This is a genomic window from Pseudomonas sp. PvP025, assembly GCF_017832155.1.
Taxonomy (GTDB): Bacteria; Pseudomonadota; Gammaproteobacteria; order Pseudomonadales; family Pseudomonadaceae; genus Aquipseudomonas.
Window position 1 is genome coordinate 1,136,095 of sequence record NZ_JAFIBJ010000001.1, and the last position, 22,764, is coordinate 1,158,858.

At 57.3% G+C, this 22,764-nt stretch carries 14 protein-coding genes; 7 read left to right on the forward strand and 7 right to left on the reverse strand.

Going from position 1 to position 22,764, the window contains the following annotated elements:
- Nucleotides 1-15 precede the first annotated feature (15 nt).
- Nucleotides 16-3,387: a condensation domain-containing protein gene (locus JOE32_RS04475; protein WP_209981817.1), complete on the reverse strand. Its 3,372-nt coding sequence runs from the start codon at nt 3,385-3,387 to the stop codon at nt 16-18.
- 8 nt (nt 3,388-3,395) lie between these two features.
- Entirely contained in the window at nt 3,396-4,370 is a 975-nt protein-coding gene (locus JOE32_RS04480; protein WP_209981819.1) for a TauD/TfdA family dioxygenase, read from the reverse strand.
- Between the two features lie 256 nt (nt 4,371-4,626).
- Between JOE32_RS04480 and JOE32_RS04485 the strand changes: the two genes are divergently transcribed.
- Both JOE32_RS04485 and JOE32_RS04490 read left to right on the forward strand, forming a co-directional pair.
- The gene (locus tag JOE32_RS04485; protein WP_209981821.1) at nt 4,627-6,687 is read left to right on the forward strand and encodes a TonB-dependent receptor; all 2,061 of its coding nucleotides are present in this window, start codon (nt 4,627-4,629) and stop codon (nt 6,685-6,687) included.
- A gap of 87 nt (nt 6,688-6,774) precedes the next feature.
- The gene (locus tag JOE32_RS04490) at nt 6,775-8,178 is read left to right on the forward strand and encodes a diaminobutyrate--2-oxoglutarate transaminase (protein WP_209981823.1); all 1,404 of its coding nucleotides are present in this window, start codon (nt 6,775-6,777) and stop codon (nt 8,176-8,178) included.
- A 3-nt stretch (nt 8,179-8,181) separates the two neighbouring features.
- Here the strand turns inward: JOE32_RS04490 and JOE32_RS04495 are convergent, their stop codons facing one another.
- From JOE32_RS04495 to JOE32_RS04515, 5 genes are all read right to left on the reverse strand, one after another.
- Nucleotides 8,182-8,844, reverse strand: a complete 663-nt coding sequence (locus tag JOE32_RS04495; RefSeq protein ID WP_231421260.1) for a fimbria/pilus periplasmic chaperone — start codon at nt 8,842-8,844, stop codon at nt 8,182-8,184.
- On the reverse strand, nt 8,828-11,230 hold the full coding sequence (locus JOE32_RS04500; RefSeq protein WP_209981828.1) for a fimbria/pilus outer membrane usher protein: 2,403 nt from the start codon (nt 11,228-11,230) through the stop codon (nt 8,828-8,830). Before JOE32_RS04500 ends, JOE32_RS04495 begins: the two co-directional genes overlap by 17 nt.
- Before the next feature lie 52 nt (nt 11,231-11,282).
- The gene (locus tag JOE32_RS04505) at nt 11,283-11,978 is read right to left on the reverse strand and encodes a DUF1120 domain-containing protein (RefSeq protein WP_209981830.1); all 696 of its coding nucleotides are present in this window, start codon (nt 11,976-11,978) and stop codon (nt 11,283-11,285) included.
- A 179-nt stretch (nt 11,979-12,157) separates the two neighbouring features.
- The gene (locus JOE32_RS04510) at nt 12,158-15,871 is read right to left on the reverse strand and encodes a transporter substrate-binding domain-containing protein (protein WP_209981831.1); all 3,714 of its coding nucleotides are present in this window, start codon (nt 15,869-15,871) and stop codon (nt 12,158-12,160) included.
- Nucleotides 15,868-16,518, reverse strand: a complete 651-nt coding sequence (locus JOE32_RS04515) for a response regulator transcription factor (protein WP_209981833.1) — start codon at nt 16,516-16,518, stop codon at nt 15,868-15,870. Before JOE32_RS04515 ends, JOE32_RS04510 begins: the two co-directional genes overlap by 4 nt.
- Nucleotides 16,519-16,815: 297 nt before the next feature.
- Here JOE32_RS04515 and JOE32_RS04520 point away from each other — a divergent pair, with 297 nt between their 5' ends.
- The 5 genes from JOE32_RS04520 to JOE32_RS04540 all read left to right on the forward strand — a co-directional run bounded on the left by JOE32_RS04520 (nt 16,816) and on the right by JOE32_RS04540 (nt 22,542).
- A complete protein-coding gene (locus JOE32_RS04520; protein WP_209981835.1) occupies nt 16,816-17,064 on the forward strand; it encodes a CsbD family protein in 249 nt (82 codons plus the stop codon).
- Nucleotides 17,065-17,587: 523 nt separating this feature from the next.
- Nucleotides 17,588-18,520: a cupin gene (locus JOE32_RS04525; protein WP_209981837.1), complete on the forward strand. Its 933-nt coding sequence runs from the start codon at nt 17,588-17,590 to the stop codon at nt 18,518-18,520.
- A gap of 346 nt (nt 18,521-18,866) precedes the next feature.
- Complete coding sequence (locus tag JOE32_RS04530; RefSeq protein ID WP_209981839.1) at nt 18,867-20,666, forward strand: Mu transposase C-terminal domain-containing protein; 1,800 nt, start codon at nt 18,867-18,869, stop codon at nt 20,664-20,666.
- Nucleotides 20,663-21,511 carry a TniB family NTP-binding protein gene (locus JOE32_RS04535; RefSeq protein ID WP_065935489.1) on the forward strand — a complete coding sequence of 283 codons (849 nt, stop codon included), beginning with the start codon at nt 20,663-20,665 and terminating at the stop codon, nt 21,509-21,511. The genes JOE32_RS04530 and JOE32_RS04535 overlap by 4 nt, the downstream gene beginning before the upstream one ends.
- On the forward strand, nt 21,472-22,542 hold the full coding sequence (locus JOE32_RS04540) for a TniQ family protein (protein ID WP_209981841.1): 1,071 nt from the start codon (nt 21,472-21,474) through the stop codon (nt 22,540-22,542). The genes JOE32_RS04535 and JOE32_RS04540 overlap by 40 nt, the downstream gene beginning before the upstream one ends.
- The last annotated feature ends 222 nt before the right edge of the window (nt 22,543-22,764 follow it).

The following is a 22,764-nucleotide window of genomic DNA, read 5'->3' on the forward strand; positions in this document are numbered from 1 at the left end:
AGGCATCCACCTCTGTCAAAGGGTCAGTGAGCGTCGTTTGGTCTGCAGCAACTGGCTGCGCCCGGCGCTGACCTGGGTGTGCTGGCTTTCGCGCTGGAAGGCCTGGTCCCAGGTGTCGAGGCGCGCCGCCAGTGCGGGCAGCGACTCGCTCAACCAGTCGCCGGCCTCGTCCAGCAGACGCGTCCACAGGTGTTGCAGGCGCAAGGCACGGGCCTGATCGAAGTGCTCGCCACGATATTTCAGCGTGGCGTCGATGCCATGGCCGGCATGTACCAGGTCCAGCACCAGGTGGAAATCCCCCGGTGCCTGGGCCACATCGAGCGTGTGCAGGTGCGCGCCGGCAATCAGCGTCGGCGCTGAACGTGACGGTTGATAGTTCAGCTTGACCTGGAACAGCGGCGCGTGGCCCGGACGTCGTGCGGGGGCCAGCGCGGCGACCACCAGGTCGAACGGCAGGTCCTGATGGGCGTAGGCTTGCTGCGCCTGCTCGCGCACCTGTTGGAAAAACTCGCCGAGGCTTGACTCGCCCTCTACCTCGCAGCGCAGGGTGAGTTGGTTGACGAAGAAGCCGATCACCTCGTTATGCGCCGCCAGCGGACGACCGCTGACGTCGGTGCCGAGCAAAAAGCGCGGCTGGCCTCCCAATTGCTTGAGCACCAGCTGGTAGCAGGCCAGCAGCAGCATGAACAGGGTCATGCCCTGTTCACGGGCGAGAGCGGACAGCGCATCGCAGCGCGATTGAGGCAGGCTGAAGTCGAGGCGGTGCTGCCCCGGCGACGCGCCGCTGCCACCCAATGCCAGGGTTTGCGGGACGTCGGCCAGGTGTGCGCGCCAGAAGTCCTGCTGCGCGGCGATGCGCGAGGGCGTCCAGTGCGCCGCTTCCCAGCGGGCGAAGTCGAGGTATTGCAAAGGGCGATCAGGCGAGGTGTGCGCCGCCAGTTCGGCGAGCAGCAATTGCGCGGAACGGCCGTCGAAGGCGATGTGGTGCAGGGTCAGCAGCAGGTCATGCCTGTCGCCCTGGCTGATCAGGTGCGCGCGCAGCAGCGGGCCGTGTTGCAGGTCGATGGCGGTTGCGTGTTCCCGGGCCAGGCAATCCTGCAGGTTGTCCTGCACGAGCAACTGCACGGGGCTGGCGGGCATTGCCTGCTGCTGCGGGCCGTCGACGCCGTCGTGATAGACCGTGCGCAGCACGCTGTGACGCTCGACCAGCGCGTCGAGCCGCTGCGACAGGGCTTGCGTGTCCAGCGCGCCGTGCAGTGTCAGGTGCAGCACGAGGTTGTGCTGGGTGTCCTGCGGGTTGAGTTGATGCAGGAACCATAATCGGCGCTGGGCGAAGGACTGGTGACTATGGTTGAGGTCAGTCTCGGGTGCGGGATTGGCGAGCGGGGCAGCGGTGCCGAGGTAGATCAGCAGCGCCTGCGCCCAGTGCGCGAGGGTCTGTTCGCCGAACAGGCTTTGTGTGTCCAGTTCCCAGCCAAGGTCGCGCTGCAGACGTGCGGCGAAATCGGCCAGGCCGATCGAGTCCAGGCCCAGGCCGATCAGGCTGAGTTCGGTATTCACGCTGAGGTACGGGTTGAGCGCGAGCAGGGTCTGCGCCAGCCATTGATGGCAGGTGGCAAGGTCGGGCTGCTCGCGCAATTGCGCCACGTCAAGGCGCTTTGCGGGCGAGGCGGGTGTGGCGCCGCTCTGGGCGATGATGCTCAGGGTGCCGGCCGCCAGTTGGGTGCGGGCACCCTGGCGGGCAATCTTGCCGCTGGTGGTCATGGGAATGGTGCCGGCCTGCACCAGCACAATCTGATCGATGCCGCAGTCAGCCGCTTCGCGCACCGCGCTTTGCATCGATGCAAACAGCGCCGGGTGATGGGCCGGGTCGACGAACTTGCGTTGCGGCTCGGCCACGATCACCAGTTTTTCGCGGCCCAGCACCGGGTCCATTTCCGAGAAGGCAGCGATGCGACCGGTGCGGATGCCGGGCTCGCTGTCGGTGATCGCAAACTCGATATCGTGGGGGTAGAGGTTGCGGCCGTTGAGAATCAGCAGGTCCTTGAGACGCCCGCAGATCACTACCTGGCCCTGATGCATGAAGCCCAGGTCGCCGGAGCGCAGGTAATGGCCGGGCTCGCCGGCGATCTGCGCCTGGAAGGCGATGCGGCTGGCCTCGGGGTTTTGCCAGTAGGCCTCGGCGTTGCTCGGGCCTTGCAGCCACACTTCGCCGATGCGATCGGCGGCGCAGCGCTCGAAGGTGTGCGGGTTGGCGATGGCAATGGCGTGATGGGCCTGGGGGTAGCCACAGGCGACAAACTCCACTGCGGGCGCATCACCGCTGGCCAGGGCCACACGACCGGTTTCCAGCACCTGTTTGTCCAGGCGCAGCACCACCGGCAGCGCGTCGGCCGGAGTTGCACTGACGCACAGGGTGGCTTCGGCCTGGCCGTAACCGGGGCTGATGGCCAACGGGTTGAGACCGCAGGCGGCGAAGCGCTGGGCAAAGGCGTCGAGGGTGCCGGGGTGGATCGGCTCGGCGCCGTTGATAGCGTGTCGCCAGGCGCTGAGGTCGAGCTGGGCGATCAGGCTGTCGCTGACCACGCGGTTGCACAGGGCGTAGGCGAAGTTGGGCGCAAAACTGGCGGTGGCGCGGTAGCGACTCAGCGCCTGCAGCCAGGTGGAGGGCGCGTTGACGAAGGTCTGCGAGGCCATCAGGTAACACGGCATGCCGCTGTAGAGGGGCGCCAGCACGCCGCCGATCAGGCCCATGTCGTGATACAGCGGCAGCCAGTTGACCATGGCGCCGTGTTCATCGAAACCGTAGGCCTGGCGCATCAGCTCGACGTTGGCGATCAGGTTGCGCTGGCGCACTTCAACGCCTTTGGGCGTGCCGGTGGAGCCCGAGGTGTATTGCAGGAATGCCACCGTGGCGGCGTCGATGGACGGGCGTTGCCATTGGCCGGCGGGCGGCGTGCCGAGGTCGTGCACGGTCAGTACGTCGATGCGGTGGTCCACCAGTTCGCGCAGGGCCTCGCAGTGTTCGACGGGCGCCAGGATCAGCGCCGGCTGTGCATCGATCACCACGTTGCGCACGCGGTCCAGATGCCGCGGCTTGCGCGACGGCGGCGGGAACAATGGCACGGCGATCAACCCGGCATACAGGCAGGCGCAGAAGGTGCGGACATAGTCGAGGCTGCTGGGCAGCATCAACAGCACACGCTCGCCCGGGTTGTAGCGCGCTTGCAGGGCCGCGGCCAGGGATCGGGACTGTTCGTGCAGTTGGGCGAAGGTGAGCGTTTCGCCGACGTCGACGCCGTCGGGCAGAAAATGCAACGCGGCACGCTGCGGGAAGTGCAGGGCGTTGGCCTCCAGCACGTCTATCCAATGATTGAATGCAAACATGGTGGGATTCATGCCATGGCCACGATGACTTTGCGGTCACCGGTATAAGGATTGCGCCCGTGGGCGACCAGTCGGTTGTCGAGCATCAGGATGTCGCCAGCCTGCCAGGGGAAGCTCACGGCGGTCTGGTCATACACGGCGCGCACGCTGTCGAGCAGGGCGTCGGCAATGGGCGAGCCGTCGCCGAAGTACACGTGACGCGGCAGGTTTTCCTCACCCACGGCGGCCAGCAGGCTGGCGCGCACGGCGGGCTCGATTGCCGAGACGTGAAACAGGTGCGCCTGGTTGAACCAGACCCACTCGTCGGTTTCCGGGTGCTGCAGCACGGCGGGGCAGCGCTGGCGGGTGCGCAGGTCACCGTCGGTTTTCCACTCCCACTCGATGCCGTGGTCCTGGCAGTAGCGCTCGACCTGGGCACGGTCTTCGGTGTTGAACACCTGTTGCCAGGGCAGGTCGAGGGCGCCGCTGTAGTTGCGCACGTAGAGCAGTTCGCGGCTGGCGAACAGCTCGCGGATCTCGGCGGGCATGCGCTGGTAGATCAGGCGGCTGTCGCAGATTGGCGTCTCGCCGCCGGTGTCACTGGCCTTGATGCAGTGGAACCAGATGCGCGAAGGCCAGGGCCGGGTGTAGGCCTGCTCGTTGTGCAAGGGGATGAACTGGTGCGCCGGGTATTCGGTGGAGCTGTAGACCCCGGCGAACACTTTGCTGCGCGGCGTCGAGCCGAATTCGTAGCTGGCCAGGGGCGCGCCGAAGCTGGCGGCAAAGCGTTTGAAGTCGATGGGGGTGGCGACCGTGAAGCCGCGCAACAGCACGCCGCCGACGGTGCGCAAGCTGGCGTCGAGGCTGTCGCGTACCGACTGATCGAGCGCATGGATCGATTGGCCGGGGCTGGCCTGCACGCACTGGGGCAGGGTGGCGCCGTGGTTATCATCCGTGATCAACATGGGCTTGAAACGTCCGTCCGGGTGTTCGATGGAGGTCATTGTCTTGCACATCCTGTTTATGCTTTTGGCTTTTCAGCAACGTGACAGCAGGCCTTGAAAACCGGGCAGAGGCCTTCACAAAACGTTTAACAAAATGTGTTTATGTCAGTACGAAGGGCATACTAGGTGTTAATGAGAGGGATTATCAATAGTATTCCTTTAATATTTTTTTTGGCTTAGACTCCGCCCCGCTGGGGAAAAAAACAGTGTTTGCCAACGGATAAAAACTCAAATAATTGCGGTAGGGGAGCGGGGCGTGAATCACAAAATCAATACACTGGCGTTGGCGGTAGCATCAGCCGTCTGCCTTATGAATACTGCATGGGCGGACGATCAGCCAGCGGCGCTGGAGATCGCTCCAGTCACCGTCACGGGCGAAAAGATGAACCGTTCGCTCGAGAAGACCCAGTCGAGTGTGGCGGTGGTGACGGAGCAGCAACTGCGCGACAAGGCCGATCACAGCCTGATCGACGTGTTTGCCCGTACGCCAGGCGTGTACAACCAGTCGGGTAATGAGAACTGGGGTATTCGTGGCGTTCCGGTGTCCGGTTTCGATGACCAGGGCCCGGCAACCTTGAACGGTGCGATTTCGGTGTATGTCGATGGCGCCCAGCAACCCAACCGCGCGCTGACGCTGAGCCCGGTTGGCCTGTGGGATACCGAACAGGTCGAAGTGCTCCTCGGCCCGCAGTCCACCACTCAGGGGCGCAACTCCCTGGCCGGTGCGGTGGTGATCACCACCCGCAACCCCACTTTCGAACCTACCTTCTCCGCCCAGACCAACATCGGCAACTACGGTGAGCACGGCGTGGCCGTGGCCGGCGGTGGCTCGATCATCGACGACAAGGTCGCCGGCCGAATCGCCATCGATACCCAGGACGGCGACGGCTATATCCGCAACACCACCAATAACGACGACGCCAACCCACACCGCACCAGCAACTATCGCGGCAAGTTGTTGATCACCCCGAACGACGACACCGATGTGCTGCTGACCTACGCACACAACGAGCACCGCCAGGGCGACAACTCGATCACCCGTATCGGCGACAAGGTGCAGTATTACAAGATTGCGTCCAACACCAAGGCCTATGACAACCTCAACCAGGACACCGTGAGCGCGAAGATCGACTGGCGCCTCAACGACGCCTGGACGCTGACCAACATGACCAGCTACACCCACTCGGGCTACACCGCGCGCAAGGACTTCGACCAGACCGCCACGGCCAACAACGTCATCCTGCGCGAGCAGAACGGCGACATGTTCAGCCAGGAACTGCGCCTGGCGTACCAGAACGACACGGTGCGCAGCTTCGGCGGGCTGTACCTGGGCAACACCACCAATAGCTTCCATGACCGCTTGCTGTTCAACAACGTGCAGCGCGGCGCCGCCAAGGGCGATGTGGACGTCAAGAACGCTGCGGTGTTCGGTGAAGTGGATTGGGATTTTGCGCCGAACTGGACCCTGATCACGGGCCTGCGCTACGACTACGAGACCAACGATACCGACGTCAAGCAGGACGACTTCTCAAGCCCCGGCAAGGTGAAAAAGAGCTTCAATGCGTTCCTGCCCAAAGTCGGCGTCGACTATCAGTTCATGCCTGACCAGTACGTCGGCTTCATGGTGCAGAAGGGCTACCGAGGCGGTGGCGTGAACGTGCGGGCCGGTGGCGGTCACAGCGCCTACGATCCGGAATACACCACCAACTACGAGCTGTCGTACCGCGGTTCGTTCCTCGAGAAGAGCCTGCGCGCGCGTGCCAACCTGTACTACACCGACTGGAAGGATCAGCAGGTCAGCGTGCTCGATCCAACGGGTAATTTCTTCCTGGTCTACAACGCCGGTCGCAGCGACATCAAGGGCCTGGAAGTGTCCGTCGAAAAAGACTTTGGCGAGCAGTTCACCCTGAATGTCGGCGGCGCGGTCACCGACTCCAAGTACAAGGAATTCAACACCGGTGACGGCACCGACCGCAGCGGCCAGGCGTTCCTCTACTCGCCCAAATACAAGATGTCGGTGGGCGGCACCTACCGCTGGAATGACCGCCTGACCCTCAACACCGACCTGACCTACCAGAGCACCGCGCCGTCTGACTTCGAGTTCGACGCTGCTGGCAATGTGAGCAAGGTGCGTCGCAGTGACAACTACGTGCTGACCAACTTCAGCACCGAATACAAGGTCACCAAGAACGTCGCGGTGTCCGGTTACCTGAAAAACGCGTTCGGCAAGGAATACGTCACCAGCAACCGCATCGGCGACATCATCGATGTGGGCGCGCCACGCACGTTCGGCCTGGTGCTGCGTTACGACATGTAAACCTCTGGACGCCGGGGGCCCAGGTTCCCGGCGTCCGGTTTTGCCTGGCGCATTCTGCTTCCACATCCAGCGTCCCTGGAGGACTTCATGAACGCCGTTTCGAATGCCACGACGGGCGGGGCAGCACAGCTACGCCTGTCGCACACCGGATTGTCCCAGCCCTATTGCCTGGACCTGACGCCGATGCTCGAGCGCCAGCAACAGCAGGAATCGAATGCGCGCAGCTACCCACGGCGCATTCCGTTGGTACTTGAACGGGCCCACGGCATCTACGTACAGGACAGTCGCGGCCAGGTGTTTGTCGATTGCCTGGCCGGCGCCGGTACCCTGGCGCTGGGCCACAACCACCCGGTGATCATTGAAGCGATCACGCAATTGATGACCGCCGGCGTGCCGATGCACACCCTGGACCTGATGACACCGGTCAAGGACGCCTTCGTGCAGGAAATCTTCGGCTGCCTGCCGGCGGATTTCGCGCGCAATGCGCGCATCCAGTTTTGCGGCCCCAGCGGGGCGGACGCGGTGGAAGCCGCGCTCAAACTGACCCGCACCGCCACCGGGCGGCATTCGGTGCTCGCGTTCGAGGGCGCCTACCACGGCATGACGCTGGGGACGCTGGCCATCAGCGGCAACCTGTCACCCAAAAATGCCCTCGGCGCCCTGATGCCGGGGGTGCAGCGCCTGCCGTTCCCCCATGATTACCGCTGTCCGTTCGGCGTCGCCGGCGAGCAGGGCGTCACTCTCAACCTGCGTTACCTGGAGCACCTGCTCAACGACCCGGAAAGCGGCGTGACCCTGCCGGGTGCGATGATCCTTGAACCGATCCAGGGGGAGGGCGGGGTGATCGCCGCGCCGGACCGCTGGCTGCAGGAACTGCGACGCCTGACCGCCGCCCACGGCATTCCGTTGATCGTCGACGAAATCCAGTGCGGCATCGGGCGCAGCGGACGCATGTTCGGCTTCGAGCAGTCGGGCATCACTCCGGACGTGATCACGTTGTCCAAGGCCATCGGTGGCGGCTTGCCGCTGTCGGTGATGGTCTACAACGATTCACTGGATGTATGGCAGCCCGGCGCCCATGCCGGCACCTTCCGTGGCAACCAGATGGCCATGGCGGCCGGCACCGCGACCTTGCGTTTTATTCGCGACAATCACCTGGTGGCCCACGCCGAAACCGTGGGCGCGCACCTGCGCAAACAGCTACAGGCGCTGCAGGGCGAATTCCCCTGGATCGGGGATGTGCGCGGACGCGGCCTGATGCTGGGCATGGAAATCGTCGACCCCCATGGGCTCGCGGACGTACAAGGGCATCCGCCGGTCGACGCGGTACGCGCCAAGGCGTTCCAGCAGGCGTGCCTCAGGCACGGGTTGATCGTGGAACTGGGCGGACGTCATGGCGCCACCGTGCGTTTTCTACCGCCGCTGATCATCACCGAGCAGGAGATTGATTTTGTGGCGCAGATCCTGTTTGAGGCAGCGCGTTCGGTTTGATCATCAAGGCTTCGACGCCTGGTCGGATAACTGGATGACATGGGTTTGCAGCATGAAGTTGAAGCTGGACACGCTGTTGAATTTCAACGAGGCGTTAGCGGCCAGCGGTGATGTCAGCGCTTGGCAGAGCGTTTCGCCCGGTAACACGTAAGCCTTGTTGAAGGTAATGTCGGCCTTGGTCGGCGCGCTCGACATAGTCGGATCAAAACGAAATACCTTGCGTGACGGGTTGCTCATACAGAGTTTCCCCTGTGTTTGCTTAAAGCTGATTTGCTTCCAGGTGTCGACCTCGGACACGTTGGGATCGACGCCAATGATCACGGGCAGATCCTGCCCGATGACGAATTTCACCTTGCCTGCGGCTTGCTGCTGTGGGGGCAATCCTGAAAACAGCACCCGTGCGATGTGTTCCCTGTCGAGGGGCTTGTTGCTACGGAAGATCACGCGCACGGTCTGGTTTTTACCGGGCGCGACCACCACGGTTTGCGGCACGGTGTACAACACGCCACCGTCGAGGTCGTCATCCGGCAGTTTGCTCACTTTGCTGTAGAGCAGCACGGCTTCGTCACTGTTGTTTTTAAGGTCGATGGTGGCCTCTTTCTGTCCTTTTTCAATCAGCACCGCAGAGGCGCTGGGTTGCACCTGGGCTTCAGCCAGCAGGGGCATGGCTGTCAGGCAGGCCAGCCACAGGCATTTTTTGCCGAGAGCAGTCAAAGGTTGTATCGATAATTTGTTCATTGGAGATCTCCAGTTGAGTGGGAAGTTTGCACATCAAGGTGCTGTCGGACGCATCGAACATGCCTGACGTTTGCAGTTGTTTAATATTGTCCTGTTTAACCAGCAGCACGTTCTGGTCGATAAAGTTGGCGATCAAGTTGCCGTCCTGGTCATAAAACACCGTGCGAGAACTGAGCGCTTGTGGCTTGTTTGTCCAGCGCATCAACACGTTCTTATTAGTGGTGGGCTCGAAGTCGAAATAGGACACCGCGCCACGGTCGCTGATAAAGTCCATCTGGTTGTTTTGGAAGTACACGTCATCGTCCAACCCCTTGGGATTGACTTTGACAAAGTCAGGCTTGTTATCGGAGATATTGGCCAGCACCACTTTGCCGTTATAGTTGGTCCTGGCTGAGCTGCGCTGGCTGCTGACCTTGACGAAACCCTTGAGGTGAGTGTCGACAATGGCATAGGTGTCTTTGAGTTGTTCAGGAGTAAACACCACGCCCTTGTGATTGGCGGCGATTGAACCCGAAAGGCTCAGGTTGTTTGACGTTGCGCTGCGGCTGTCGCTTTCGGACTTGGAAACCGTCAGGCCGGCATGCGTGTACGGTGTATTGAAGTCGTTGCTTATATAGTTTTCTGTGGATTCGCTGCGATTGGCAGTGCGCTGCACATGGCCAGCGGTCACGCTGTAATCACTGTTGACCCGGGTGGTCAGGTAGTTATCCAGGCGCTGGCTATTGCTGTAAGCGTTGTATTGCGATCGGTAGTCAACACGGCGGCCGCCCACTTCAAATGGAATCGACAGTCTGGCATTCAACGTCATTTTGTCACGCTGGGTATCACCGGGCGCTTGCAGGGTAGACCCGGCACTCAGGCTGAGTGAGGCTTTTTTGATGTTTGTGGAATAGCCTACCGACCACGTCGAATAACTGGCGCGGTTGTAGAAGTCGTTCCGGTCGAGCGAAATGCTGAACGCATTATTGTCACCCACGACAAAACTGTGCGCGATACTCAGGGTACTTTTTATATCGGCTTGGTAATCATAAAGAACCTGGCCGACATAGGAGAAATTGCGGCTGATTGCCTGGTACGTAAGGTCGGTGCCGCCGTAACTCAGCGTGGCGTTAAAGTTGGCGCCGAGTTTATTGTGCTCATTCCTCGATAACAGGCCGTACGTGGTTATCTGCAGACCGCCTTTATTGAGGGTGTTGTTAACGGAGACGCCCTGATAATGTTGTTGGGCGACGACCGCGACGGTGGGGTTCACGGCATCGCTGTAGCGCTTTGAATAACCCGCACCGGCTGTCACGGCGCGCGCATCCGTGTTCGAGCGCCCCGCAAATGCATACAGTCCACTGCTTTGCGTGGTCGCACGGCTGATGCGAGCACGGGAAATCTGGCGGGTATCGATCACCTGGCCATCGCGTTTGATCACCACCACCACGTCCGACGTCAGTGATGTCACCGGTATTGCGGCCAGGTTGTTGTGGCCGCGGTTGACGTTCAGGGTGTAGACCAGTTGGTCTCGCTGGTAGAACTCGATCACCGCCGGCGCATCGCTGTCGTAGGTGAAGGCCACGCTGCCAATGCCTGATGGCGCACCCTTGGTGTTGTAGACCACGCCATCCACATACCCCACGCCGAAGCCGCCGTCGGGCGAGTTCAGGCGACCGGCTTTGACGCGGCCAATGTCGAAATCGCGATCCAGATAAAACGACTGGACGTTGTTATTGCTGTAGCGCTGGGTTCTGGACGTAAAGCTGCTGAAGGTGCCGTTGGCGCGCAGCAACGCGTTGTCTGCGTTGGCGCCGACTTGATAATTTGCGCTCAGTGAGTCATTACTCGAACCGCTGGAGTCGTACGACGAATAGTAGGTGTTGTAGTTGACGAAGGCGCCGGTTCCGCCCTTTTGGTGTTGAATGAAATCGGGGTTTTCCAGCAGCGCGCGCGGTACCGTGAGCTTCAGGCTGCGGTCGCTGCGGCTGAAATTGGGCTTGATCCGATCAGTCAGCAGCACGTAGGTCGCAGCGCCATTTTGAATGCGCTGACCCCAGGCTTCTTTCTTCAGACCGAACCGTTCAAGGTCATGGGCGGTATAGCCCGCTTGTCCTCCGGGCGCGCGATAAACCACGGTCTTGGCAATGAAGCGATCATTGACGTAGAGATGGACCGCGTTATCGCCAGCATAAAGTTCCGTGTCGTGAAGGGCGTCCTCAACTTGCTGGTCACTGATGCCATTGATGCCGAGCAACTTGCTGTCAAATTTGAGTTGCGCGTGAGCGTTCATCGAGATGAAAAAGATCAGCAGTAAGGAGTGGACAAGTTTCATGGCAATAAAAATGTCCCACCGTCAGGCAGGACATTTGCGAACCCACAATAAATTAGTAGTAACGAACGTTCACTTGTGCCGTGCCGTTCCATGGAACTTGCGTGGTCGCGCTGATTTGGCTGGCGATGTTTATTTGCGGTTCAACCTCAAAGTTCCAGGTGAACGCATTGCCACTGGCCGGATTGCCAGCGGTGTCCAGAGGGCTCCACTCTTCTTTGGTGTAATAAGCCCAACTGGACATCAACGCTCGACTGCTGGGCGTAGACATATGGTTGGCCGCGTCGCGGTTATAACCAAAGCTGGTGGTGTTGGTTGCGCCGTCGACGATGGTGCTGACCGGTTTCAGCACAAAGTTGCCGATCTGCTTCTTGGTCACCGGGTCAAAGCCGATACCGAAGATACGGCCTGAATCGGCGTGGTCGGTGCGCCCGGCGCTATTCTTGCCGATCATGGCGCTGGTAGGGTCCGCATCGACGATCCACATGGCGGTTTTCGTGGTTGTGCCTTCCGGGCAGTTAATATCGATCCTCGCTGTTTTTGCGGGGAGTGTGGTGAAATCGGTTTTGCTAAGTGAGTCCCAAGTGATCTCGCCCCAGTCCAGATCATTGCCAGTTGGGACATTAACCGTGCACGCGGCCGGCGTGATAATACCTTTAACGTTAATCTCGCTGGCGGCATGGGCGATAAAAGGGGCGAGGGCAGCGAAGCCGGCAACGGATAATGTCGTACCCAGTTTGAAACGTTTCAAAGTCATACTCCTATGAATAATTAAAAGACGCGTCGAGATGGCAACGTCGATAATGAAATCGACACCATTCAAGAGCAGCGAAATTATAGGAGTGCAAAAAGTGCTAGTTACCTGGAATATTCCAGTTCTGCTGTTAACGAGGACAGCTGGGCGTGCACACGGGGATGATGTGCGAACCGTCAAACACCGGCGGCGCGAAGTTGGTAAACGAAGTCGCGTACCGCCGCGTGCACCACCGAGTGGTGCAGTGCTTCACGGTGCAAATGCTGCGCCTGACGGGACAGTTCGGTCAGGTCGACCAGTTGCAACGCTCCGGCGAGTTTGTGCAGCAGATGGCCGAGGGTTTCGGCATCGTCACTGATCAGTGCGGCCTCTATGGCCAGCAGGTCCTTGCGACTCTCTGCGCAAAAACTGTCCCACATCACGGCCTTCAGATCGCCCATGCTGGTGACTGCCGAGTCTTCAGGCGGCGCGCACAGGTAACGCTCGAACAAGGTAATCAACGCACTGAGGACGATGGGCTTGAGGATGAGTTCGTCCATGCCGGCCGCTCGGGCACGCTGCTGTTCCTGCGGGTGGATGCTCGCCGTCATGCCGATGATGGGGATTGTCGCGGCCTCGAGCTGTGAGTCGCGTACCTGGCGGGTCATGGCGTAGCCGTCGAGTTCCGGCATATAGCAATCAGTGAGGATCAGCGTGTACTGCTGCGTTTGCAGACGCTCGAGCGCCTGCAGGCCGTTTTCCACCAGGTCGAAGGCGCATTGCAGGTGCTCCATCTGCCTTTTCAGCAGCAGTCGATTGGTGGGGTGATCCTCCACGATCAGCACTTTATGGCCCTTGGGGTAACTGGAACGGGGCAACGGAATTCGGCGGCTGCTGTTGCGCCCCAGCAGCAGTTGCTCAAGCGCGGCCTGCAAACCGCCCCAGGTCAGCGGGTTAACGCTCAGCCGGGTGGACGAGGGGCCGACCGCATAGCCGGCAGGTAAGTCTTCGGTGGTAATCAGCAGCGTCCCGGGATTGCCGGCGGATGCCTCGTCGGTGGTGATCAGCAGGTCCGGCTGCTCCGACGTGAACTGAAACCCCAGCGCCAGCAGGTGCTGCGCCAGGGCTTCCTGACAGGGCGCAAGATCGGACGCGAGCTTTACCGAGTGGGACGCGAAAGGTTTTTCAAGCGCGGCGACGACGGGCAGGCTGAGGGTGAAAGTGATGCGCGTGCCTTCATTGAGGCAGCTGTGCAGGTAGAGTTCACCGCCCATCAGTTGCACGAGTCGACGCGAAATCATCAGGCCCAGGCCCGAGCCTCCGTAGCGGCGGGTAATGGAGCTGTCCGCCTGCATGAAGGGTTGAAACAGACGCTCCTGCTGCGCCTGACTGATGCCGATGCCGGTGTCCGCAACCAGGAATTCCAGGTGCTGCTCGCCATCATCGTGCTTGACGCTCAGTTCCAGGCGCACATGACCGCTTTGGGTGAACTTGGTGGCGTTGCTGAGCAGGTTGAGCAGCACCTGGCGCAGGCGGCTGCCGTCGACTTCCAGCAGCCCGGCGATGCGATGATCAATCAGGCTGTGCAGCCCGAGGCCTTTGCCGTGCGCCTGATGACCGATCAGGCGCAGCACGCCGTCGAGCAATTGACGCAGGTCGGTAGGCTCGGGCGACACGACGAGCATGCCGGAGTCGATGCGTGAAAAATCCAGGGTGTCGTCAAGTACCTGCAGGAGCGAGCGGGTCGATTCGTTGACCATTGTCAGCATTTCCTGCGCATCGGTGGGCAGGTGCAAGTCGCTCATCAATTCGAGCAGGCCGAGAATGCCATTCATCGGCGTGCGAATTTCATGGCTCATGGTGGCCAGAAACGCCGCCTTGGCCTCGGCCGCCTGTTCAGCCAGCTGTTCGGCGGCGCGAATGCTGGTGACGTCGATAAACGTGGTGAGCACGCCCTGGGGTTCGGCGCCGTCAAGCCGATAGGGGGTGACGATGTACAGCCAGTGCTGGTCGCTGCCATCTTCGCCCACCAGGATATGCTCGCCTTGTTGGCGTTCATCGTCGCGCAGCGCCCGGTCGACCATTTTCGAGATCCGCTGGCGTACCTGCGCAGGGTAGTAGCTGATTTCGTCAACGGAGCGCCCCAGCACCTGGGCCGCTTCGACGTTGAAGGTTCGCTCATAGGCTTTATTGAGCATCAGGTATCGGCGCTGACGGTCCTTGATTGCCACCGGGTACGGATACGATTCAAGCAGTTCGCGGCTGAAGCGCAATTGCGCGGACAGCCGCTGTTGCGTTTCCCTCAGGGCGCGCTGGCGGGTTTTGAGCGACAGGTGTGCGTAGAGCAATACGCCAATGATCAGCAGGGCTGCGGACCCTATGCTGCCGACGATACGCCAGAGGCGTTGTGGGGAGACGCCGATTTCATAGGTATTGCGCAGCCACTGTTGGGCAAACAGGTCGCGCTGTTCTATCGGAATGCTCTGGATCAGTTGATCCAGCAGGGCCGCCAATTGCGCGTGACGCTCGGTCACCGCGATAGACAACTCCAGCGGCAGATCGGTGGCTGCGGCAATCTTGAGGCTGTCCGACCAGCCTTTCTCCAGTAAGCGGTCCACGGTTATCAGGTTGCCCACGTAACCATCGGCCTTGCCGGTGCGCACCAGCTCAAAGCCATCTGCCGGGTCGGTTACCCGCAGCAGCAAGCTGTCGGGCACCCGTTGCTGGAGGCGTTGCGCGAACTTCGGATTGTCCGGCACGACCAGCGTCGCGCCATTGAGCTCTTCGATGGCGGTTTTCGCGGGTTCTCCGAGGCGTGTCACCAGCACGTTGGGAATCTTCACGAAGGGCTGCGTGTAGCGCCAGCCGGGCAAGTGCTCGGTGGACGCGTCCACCGGAATACGCAGGTCAATCTCGTCAGAAGGCGCAGCCGTGCCGCTTGGCGCGGGTATTTCAACCACTTTGAGCCGCAGCGCATTCACCAGGTATTTCAGGTAGCTGTAGCTCAGGCCATTGGGGCGACCGTGTTCGTCGAGGAACGACATGGGACGAAAGGTGGTTTCATAACTCACGCGCAGCATCGGCAAGTCATCCACCCATTGGCGCTGCGCGGTGGTCAGGTGGGAGGAGGGCTGCATGCGTTGATTGATCGAATGCTTGTCCAGCCAGCGCAACTGCAGGTCGTTGAGAAAGTCGGACGGGGTACGGGCCATGGCTGCGGCAAGGGCGTCGCGCACGTCGGGCCGCAGTGAACTGATACCGAAGTGCAGGCCGGCGTTGTCGTAAATATCCTGCTGCCTGACCTCAAGGGACTTGTAGTGTCCGCTGCTGAACAGCGCTTCGAGCTGGTACGGCTCGCCCAGGTAGGCGTCACCTTCGCCATGCTGCAAGGCGTCCAGGGCAGCCTTGGTGTCCGCGTAGATTCGCAGTTGAGAGGGCGGCAGGCGTTGGCTCAGCCATTGAGCAGTGGTATAGCCCTGCTCGGCGACGAATGAATGTGACGACAAGTCGGCAGGTGTGATCGCCGCGCTGCCGTGCCGTACAACCAACACCAGGGGGGAGAGCAGGTAGGGACTGGAAAAGTCCATGCAGCGTTGCCGCTCGGCGTTGGTCTGCAAGTCCGGCACGATGTCGATGCGTCCTTCGCACAGTGCGGTGGTGGCTTGTTCAAAAGTGGCGAACTGGCGAAACTCCAGTTTCAGATTCAATTGGTCGGCCAGGTAACGCAGGTAGTCGATACTGAACCCGGCCGGGCTGTCGCCGACCCAGTAGCCGAGGGGAGGGGTGGTCTGCACCGGCAGGCCGACCACTACCACAGGGTTGCCCAACGCCGCCGGGGCTTGTGTTGACGCCGTGCACAGGCTCGACACCAACAATGTCAGCCACAATAGCCTGCGCAGGGCGTTTATCACCCGGAGTGCTCGACGGTGGATTTGCTCAGTGAGGCGTAATACTGATACAGCTGCGCGTCGGACTGTATACCCAACTTGCGCTTGGCCGAGTTCTTGCCCCAGCTGACCGTCTTGACGCTGCGATGCAGGGTCTCTGCAATGTCCTCGGGCGACTTGCCCGACGCCAGCAGCCGCACGATTTCCAGCTCCCTGGGGCTCAGCTGCGCTTCTCCTGCCGGGCTGCGGGGCGATTCAGCCAGCGCCTTTTTCAAGGCTTCATTCAAATAGATGCCCCGACGCAGCACGGTGCGCACGGCTTTTGGCAGGCAGAGAATGTCGCTGTTTTTTTGAATGATGCCACGCACTTTCGCCTCCAGAATCAGCCTCAGAATGCCGAGGTTCTCTTCACCCGTCAGCACCAGCACCGGCAGGTTCGGGTAACGTCTGTTGAGCAAACCCAGCATGTGCAGGCCATCCATGTCGGCGCCGGGCATCGAATAGTCGACGATCAGCACGTCGCATTCATGGTTTTCCAGCGCGGTGAAGAGTTCCGGAACGCTGGTGGCGGTTGCCTGGATTTTGGCAAAACTGCTGTCATTCAACAGTACAACCTGGCAACCGTGCAGGATGGCAGGGTGATCGTCGGCGATGATGATACGAGGAATCATAAGCGCTGCTCCTGGGGAACTGTACAAATTGGCCCGTCACTGTCGCCCGACTGCTCAACACGCAGAAAGTGTAGCGTGAGTACCGTCCTGCGCGCCTGTTCAAGTTGAGACGGGAGAGCCGTGAACGATACATGCACGCAGGTTTGAGAAGACTGGAAAAATCTAGTTCCCGGGGCTTGGCTAAATGCGGCACTTCAACTTGAACTAATCACCGCGCCATCCGCCCTAACGCTGTGCAGCTAATCGCCAACCCGGATTGACGCCGGGTTGCTCACTACACGCAAAGGTTTTGTGATTATGAAAAGTGAACAAGTAGAAGGTGTTGTAGAAAAGGCCGCAGGCAAGGCACAGAGCGCTGTCGGGAAACTGTTTGGTGATTCGAAGCTGCAAGCTGAAGGGGCTGGACGCCAGGCGGCTGGTCAGTTGACCCAGACCTATGGCGATGCGCTTGACAGTGTGTCTACATTCGTTAAAGAGAAGCCGGTTGCAGCCCTGGCAATTGGTGCGGTAGCGCTGCTGGTGCTGGATCGTCTGCTGCGCCGCTGAGTTGGGGGGAGAAACCTTGAGGGGTTTTTCCTGAAGCTCGCCTTCGAACGCTTCGAAGTTGTGTTGTTTGGAGTGCGCGAAGGTGAGATGTGTGCATTCAGCTGGAACGTCGAAAAGTATGTGGCTGGCGACGATAGTAACGTGCGTCATCAGTGTGGGCTTTTGGCTGACGGCGTCACGGTTGGCCGGAGTGAATGAGCCGTGGGACGCGCACTGTTATTTTGCTGTTCTATATCCGGCGTCCTGGCGCTCACACTGACGCTGGGTCTGCTGTTTCAGAAACGCGGATGGCTGGCGGGCCCCATCGTAATGTTCGGGCAGATTCCGTGTGTGATGATCACATCTGAAACCGGGCCGCTATTGGCAGTTGGCATTGTGTATTGCCTGTTGCTTTCGATCCCGGCAGTGATGCTGTGGTGGGTGGCTCGCGTTATCTCTCGACGCTTCACCGCTCCAGCGGGTTAGGCTGCATTAAGCGTCTACGCTGAGAAAATCTCCTGAGCATAAGAGTGAGGTGACCCGAATGAACAGCGAATCCACGCCGGGCAGGACCCGTACCGACCCAATCGACGCCGAGTATTTCGAATACAGCAAAGCGGCCAATCCGATCAGCGCGAACTTGATCACCCGGATTCCCTATCAGAGCTTCCCGGCTTCGCTGTATGACAGCGGCCCCTCCAGGGTGGTGCCACTGGACCTCAGCGAAGCCCTGGGCTGCGAAGGCCCGGCGACTGGCCCTGGGCTGTGCGCGAACTTCATTCGGCTCAACGCCGGCGATACCCTCACCTTGCAGCCCAACGCGACGTCTCAAGTGCTCTATGTAATTGCGGGGGAGGGCCGCGTCGTTCAGGGCGAGCATGCCATTGAATGGTCCAAAGGCTGCTTTATCGCGCTGCCTGGCCTGCACGAGGCACGTCTGAGTGCAACGCAGGATGCTCGGTTTTACTATGTGCACGATGAGCCGCTGTTGCGCTACCTGGGCGTGACGCGCAGCAGTGATCGCTTTGCGCCGACGCTCTATCCCGCAGACGTGGCGAACGCGAAACTGCGTGAAGCGGCCGATGACCCGCATGCGCAGGACCGTAGCCGCATCAGTATCCTGTTGGGTAATCGCAACTTTCCACAGACCCGCACAGTGACTCATGTTCTGTGGGCAATGTATGGAATTCTGCCAGCAGGGTCGGTGCAAAAGCCCCATCGGCATCAGTCGATTGCGTTGGATTTCATTATCGATTGCCCTGTGGGGTGTTACTCGCTGGTGGGCACTGAACTGGATGCGGATGGCCAGATCCGCAACCCGGTGCGAGTGGACTGGTCACCTGGCCTGGCGTTCGTGACCCCGCCAGGGTACTGGCATGCGCACTTCAATGAGGCAGACACGGAGGCATTCCTGATCCCGATTCAGGATGCGGGGCTGCAAACGTATTTGCGGTCGTTGGATATTCGGTTTAGTTGAGTGGCTTGGGGGTAGTGCGAATAATTGCTGTGGCGGTAAATCATTAAGGATTATTAATCATTGGCAGCAAAATCAATAACCTAGACGGTATTGTAATCTAAAAAGGATGAAATCACCAAGATTCCAGAGGGGTTTATCTTTTTTAACTTTCGCGTATATCCCAAAACAGTTTTATCTAAGCGTGTAACGGATACACGACTCTGATTTTTAAATACAACATTTTATAATAAAAAAAGCATTGCGATTCAGATGGTTATCTTGGCAGCCGCCTCCGTTCCAAACCCGTGTCAAAAAACATGATCTGTGGTGAGCTATATAGGTGATAGGAAACCAATGGGCCCTATTCATGTTTATTGAGCTAAAAAAAGGTCTTCAAGTAATAGCGCGCGGAAAAGGCGCGGTTATATCTTCTATCATTGACTCGGAACATGTCATGGTGCGAGTTTCATCGACCGGTGAAATTGTGCCAGTAGAAGTTAAGGAAATCGAGTTTTTAATGGAGGCGGATCAGCATAGTATTGCTTGGTCGACTAAGCGTGGCTTCGAAGTATCAGATGATGAGTTCAATGAAGCCAAACGCCGGCATCAAATTCTCATTCGGCTTAAAAATGGAGAGATTTCTCATAAGCAAGCGGCGGTGGAAGTCGGTGTCAGCGTGAACCATATCTATAAGATTCTAAGAGACTTCGACGCTGCTAGAGGACCGATTGCGATAACAAGGAGAAGCCGAGGAGTTAAAAAGGGTGAAGTGCGACTTAGCCCGCAAATAGAAAAGATCATCAGCGAAGCTATAGAAGTATACAAAAATAAAGAAGCCGTACCGTTTTCAACGATATGGAAAAGAGTTGAGGTGGTGTGTAAAGAGGAAGGATTCAAGACGCCATCGAAGCCAACCGTGAGACAACGAATTTTTTCAACATTATCTGCACCACAAGTCACATCTTTACGTAAAGGGAAAGAAGCCGCCAGACAAAAACATCATGCAAAACCAGGATCGCAGGTTCTGACTTATCCATTAGAAGCTGTTCAAATGGATCATACATTAGCTGATATTGTGCTTTTAGCGAACGATCGAATTCACCCGATTGGCAGGCCATGGGTAACATTTGTGCTCGATAGGTATACCCGCGTAGTTTTAGGCTATTATTTGAGTCTGCACGTTCCTAACTCGGTATCTGTTGCCTCAGCCTTAACTCATGCCGTACTTCCAAAATGGGACTTTCTGGGAAGGCTGGATTTAGATAAATTCAGCTATCCGTTTTATGGGGTACCCCAGTTACTCGGGATGGATAACGCTAAAGAATTTAGGAGTAGTAGATTTCTATTGGATTTAGATAAGGCCCAGATCGCATACAAGCATCGCCCTCCAGGAAGAAAGCATTACGGGGGACATGTAGAAAGAGTTATTGGCACATTTATGGGAAGATTGCATCTTTTGTCAGGAACAACAATGTCAAATACCGTGGCGCGTAAAAATCTGAATTCTTCCGCGGTTCCTACTATGACATTCTCCGACTTTTGCCGATGGTTTGCCTTGCAAGTGTACGACTATCACAATACCGTTCATTCTGAGATTAATAAGTCGCCTGCAGAAGCATGGACGCAATATTTCGATCCGGCTGGTATAACTCCTTATCCTCCATTCACGACGGATCCTCAACAATTTAGATTGAACTTTATGCCTTCTAAAGAAAGAGCTGTGCAAGCTAAAGGGATAGAGTTCAAGAATATGTTTTATTGGGATAATGTGCTTTCGCCGCTGGTGGGAACAGGAAAGGCCACAATAAAGTACGATCCTTTTTCAATGAAGCAAATATGGGTGAAATTTCCATCTGGGTATGTACCTATCCCATTCGCTGATATGAGCAACCCTGATTACACCTACGAAGAGTACCGTGCGGCTGCGTTCCACAGCGGTCATAAAACACCAGGTGCCTTCACAACGCCAGAAGGGCCGGCTGCCTTTCGAGAGGCTGAGGCGATCGAGATTAGAAGCGTCAAGGAAACAAAAAGAGCGAGAAGGCAGGTTGCAGCACAAGAAGAGTACGAAAAAGAATTTTACCCAAGTAAGAAAACCGCCGAACAAAAAAATGTTCCGGATTATTCACAGCCCCCCAAAAAATTTGGTGTGAGTGATAAAGTATGAGTGATTACCCTCAAGATTTACGAGAGCTTTCTGTCCAAGATAGAATTTCATTAATAAATAAAGATGTTTGGGTTGACTATTCTCCAAGTGAGGAAGTATTCAAAATAATGAATAATATTTCTCGCGTACCGAGACGTATTACGGCCCCTGCACTTATGGTTGCAGGGGTAGGGGGGGTAGGTAAGACGGCAATCATACGTCAAATATCGAAGAGGGTTGAGAAAAGTGATGGCCTTTTGTTTCTGGATATGGCGCTCGATCCAGAAAATCCTCATATCAGAAAGACCTTTCACTCCGAATTGTGTAGGGCGTTAGAAATACCAGCTGATAGATCCTCCAGACCAAAGGAAGGGCGGTGGGTTTCGCATGAACTTGCAGACATTTTGAAGCTAAGGCAAATCTGGGGGTTGGTTATCGATGAAATACATGAATTGCTGTTAGTGAAGAAAGACGAGCAGCGAATTAACGGATCGATTCTCAAAACGTTGATCGGTGAAAAATACGCTTTGTGTTTATTTGGATTTGGTACTTTAGGCGCTACTACTGTACTAGGCGCAAAGCCTGAAACTAAACGACGTTTCACTGAGGTTTTGCTAAATGACTGGAGAGAAACTGAAGAATTTAGATCGTTTCTACTTTCTATTGAAGAGAAGCTACCGCTAAGGGAACCCTCCAAGCTCTACGAGAAAAATATAGTAAGGGTTATTTTGCAAAGTACTCACGGCCGCATGGATAAAGTCATAGACCTGATACGCAGCGCCGGATGTTACGCACTCAAGAATGGCAAGGAACGCATAGATGTAGAATGTTTGAAGGCTGCAGCAGAAAAGCCTTGGTCTTACTAATGAGTTTATTATGTGGCCTACCTTCACCCTTTTATGATGAAACGTTAACATCATGGTTCTATCGAATATCTTTGAAACATCGAATAGTTGTGAGAGAGCGCGAACTGCTCTTGGCACGACCAAGGGCAGCATGGGGCGGAGTTAATGTCGTTGATGAAGATCTAGACTTTGATTTCTCGACTAACTACTTTAAAGAGAATACTATTTCCTTAACGTTAAATACACAGCTGACCAAATGTTTTTTTAGATCAAAAAATATAGCTCTTGTCAATCCTGGCCGAAGAACGCATTTCTGCTCTATTTGTTTGCGTGAGGACGTTGCAAAGGGCCAAATGCCAGGATGGCGTAGAAGTTGGTGCGCAAGAGATGCTGTACTATGCCCTTTCCATGGAGTAGATCTATCAAGTCTGCGGACAAATGCGACGTTCCGAAAGAGTTGGGATGCTTACGTACAAAGTGTCCAGCCTAATATAGCCCTCGATCCTTGGCAGAGCATGAGTTTTCAGAGACTGCGCAGAAATTTAATTCATCGCGTCCAACTTTGGCGTAAGCGTCAGAATAAACGTACATGTAAGTTATTTGACAATCTATATGATCTCTTCCTCCTGGCGCCGACCTACAATCATGAAGCCGGTGTAGCACGTCTACTTTTTGGCCGCAAACCTGCAAAAAAATACAGTCAAATTGTTACATTTGAGGACGCAGTTCTTTATGGCGCTGAACTAAGTGATGTGCGAGCAAGATTTGGCAGCCAGATGCTTGCGGCCTACGTTCTTGGTGGGGTCCAAGAAAAGGAAATTTTGCAACTGCGGGCTATTTGCATGGCGCACCATATAGCGTTTCCTAAAGCAGAAGAAATTATTCCAATGATACATTTCGGTTGTGCAACTCCGGCGGATTATGAGTTCTTGCATAGCTATTTAGGGAAGTTTCCTCGAAAGAGGGGTAGTAAGCTTGATTGCCTCTTTACGCGTTTTGAAAAAAATATCGGCTCACGCATTTTCTATAGCCAGCTTCGGTTTGGTCGCTAGCTCTTTCGAAGGTAGGCATTTATGACGAGCCGCGTACGACGAGAACGTAGGGCCTTTGAAGTAGGCTGCTGTGCCTTTGTGCGTAGGTGCTAATTCATGGGTACGAACGTTCAAGTATGCTTGGAGAGCTCAATCAGCTGAATGACCCCGCCCGAAGTCCTGATTGAAACAGTATTCATTGAGCGATTTGAAGGCAGAGATAGGAATTCCTTGCTTCCTAAA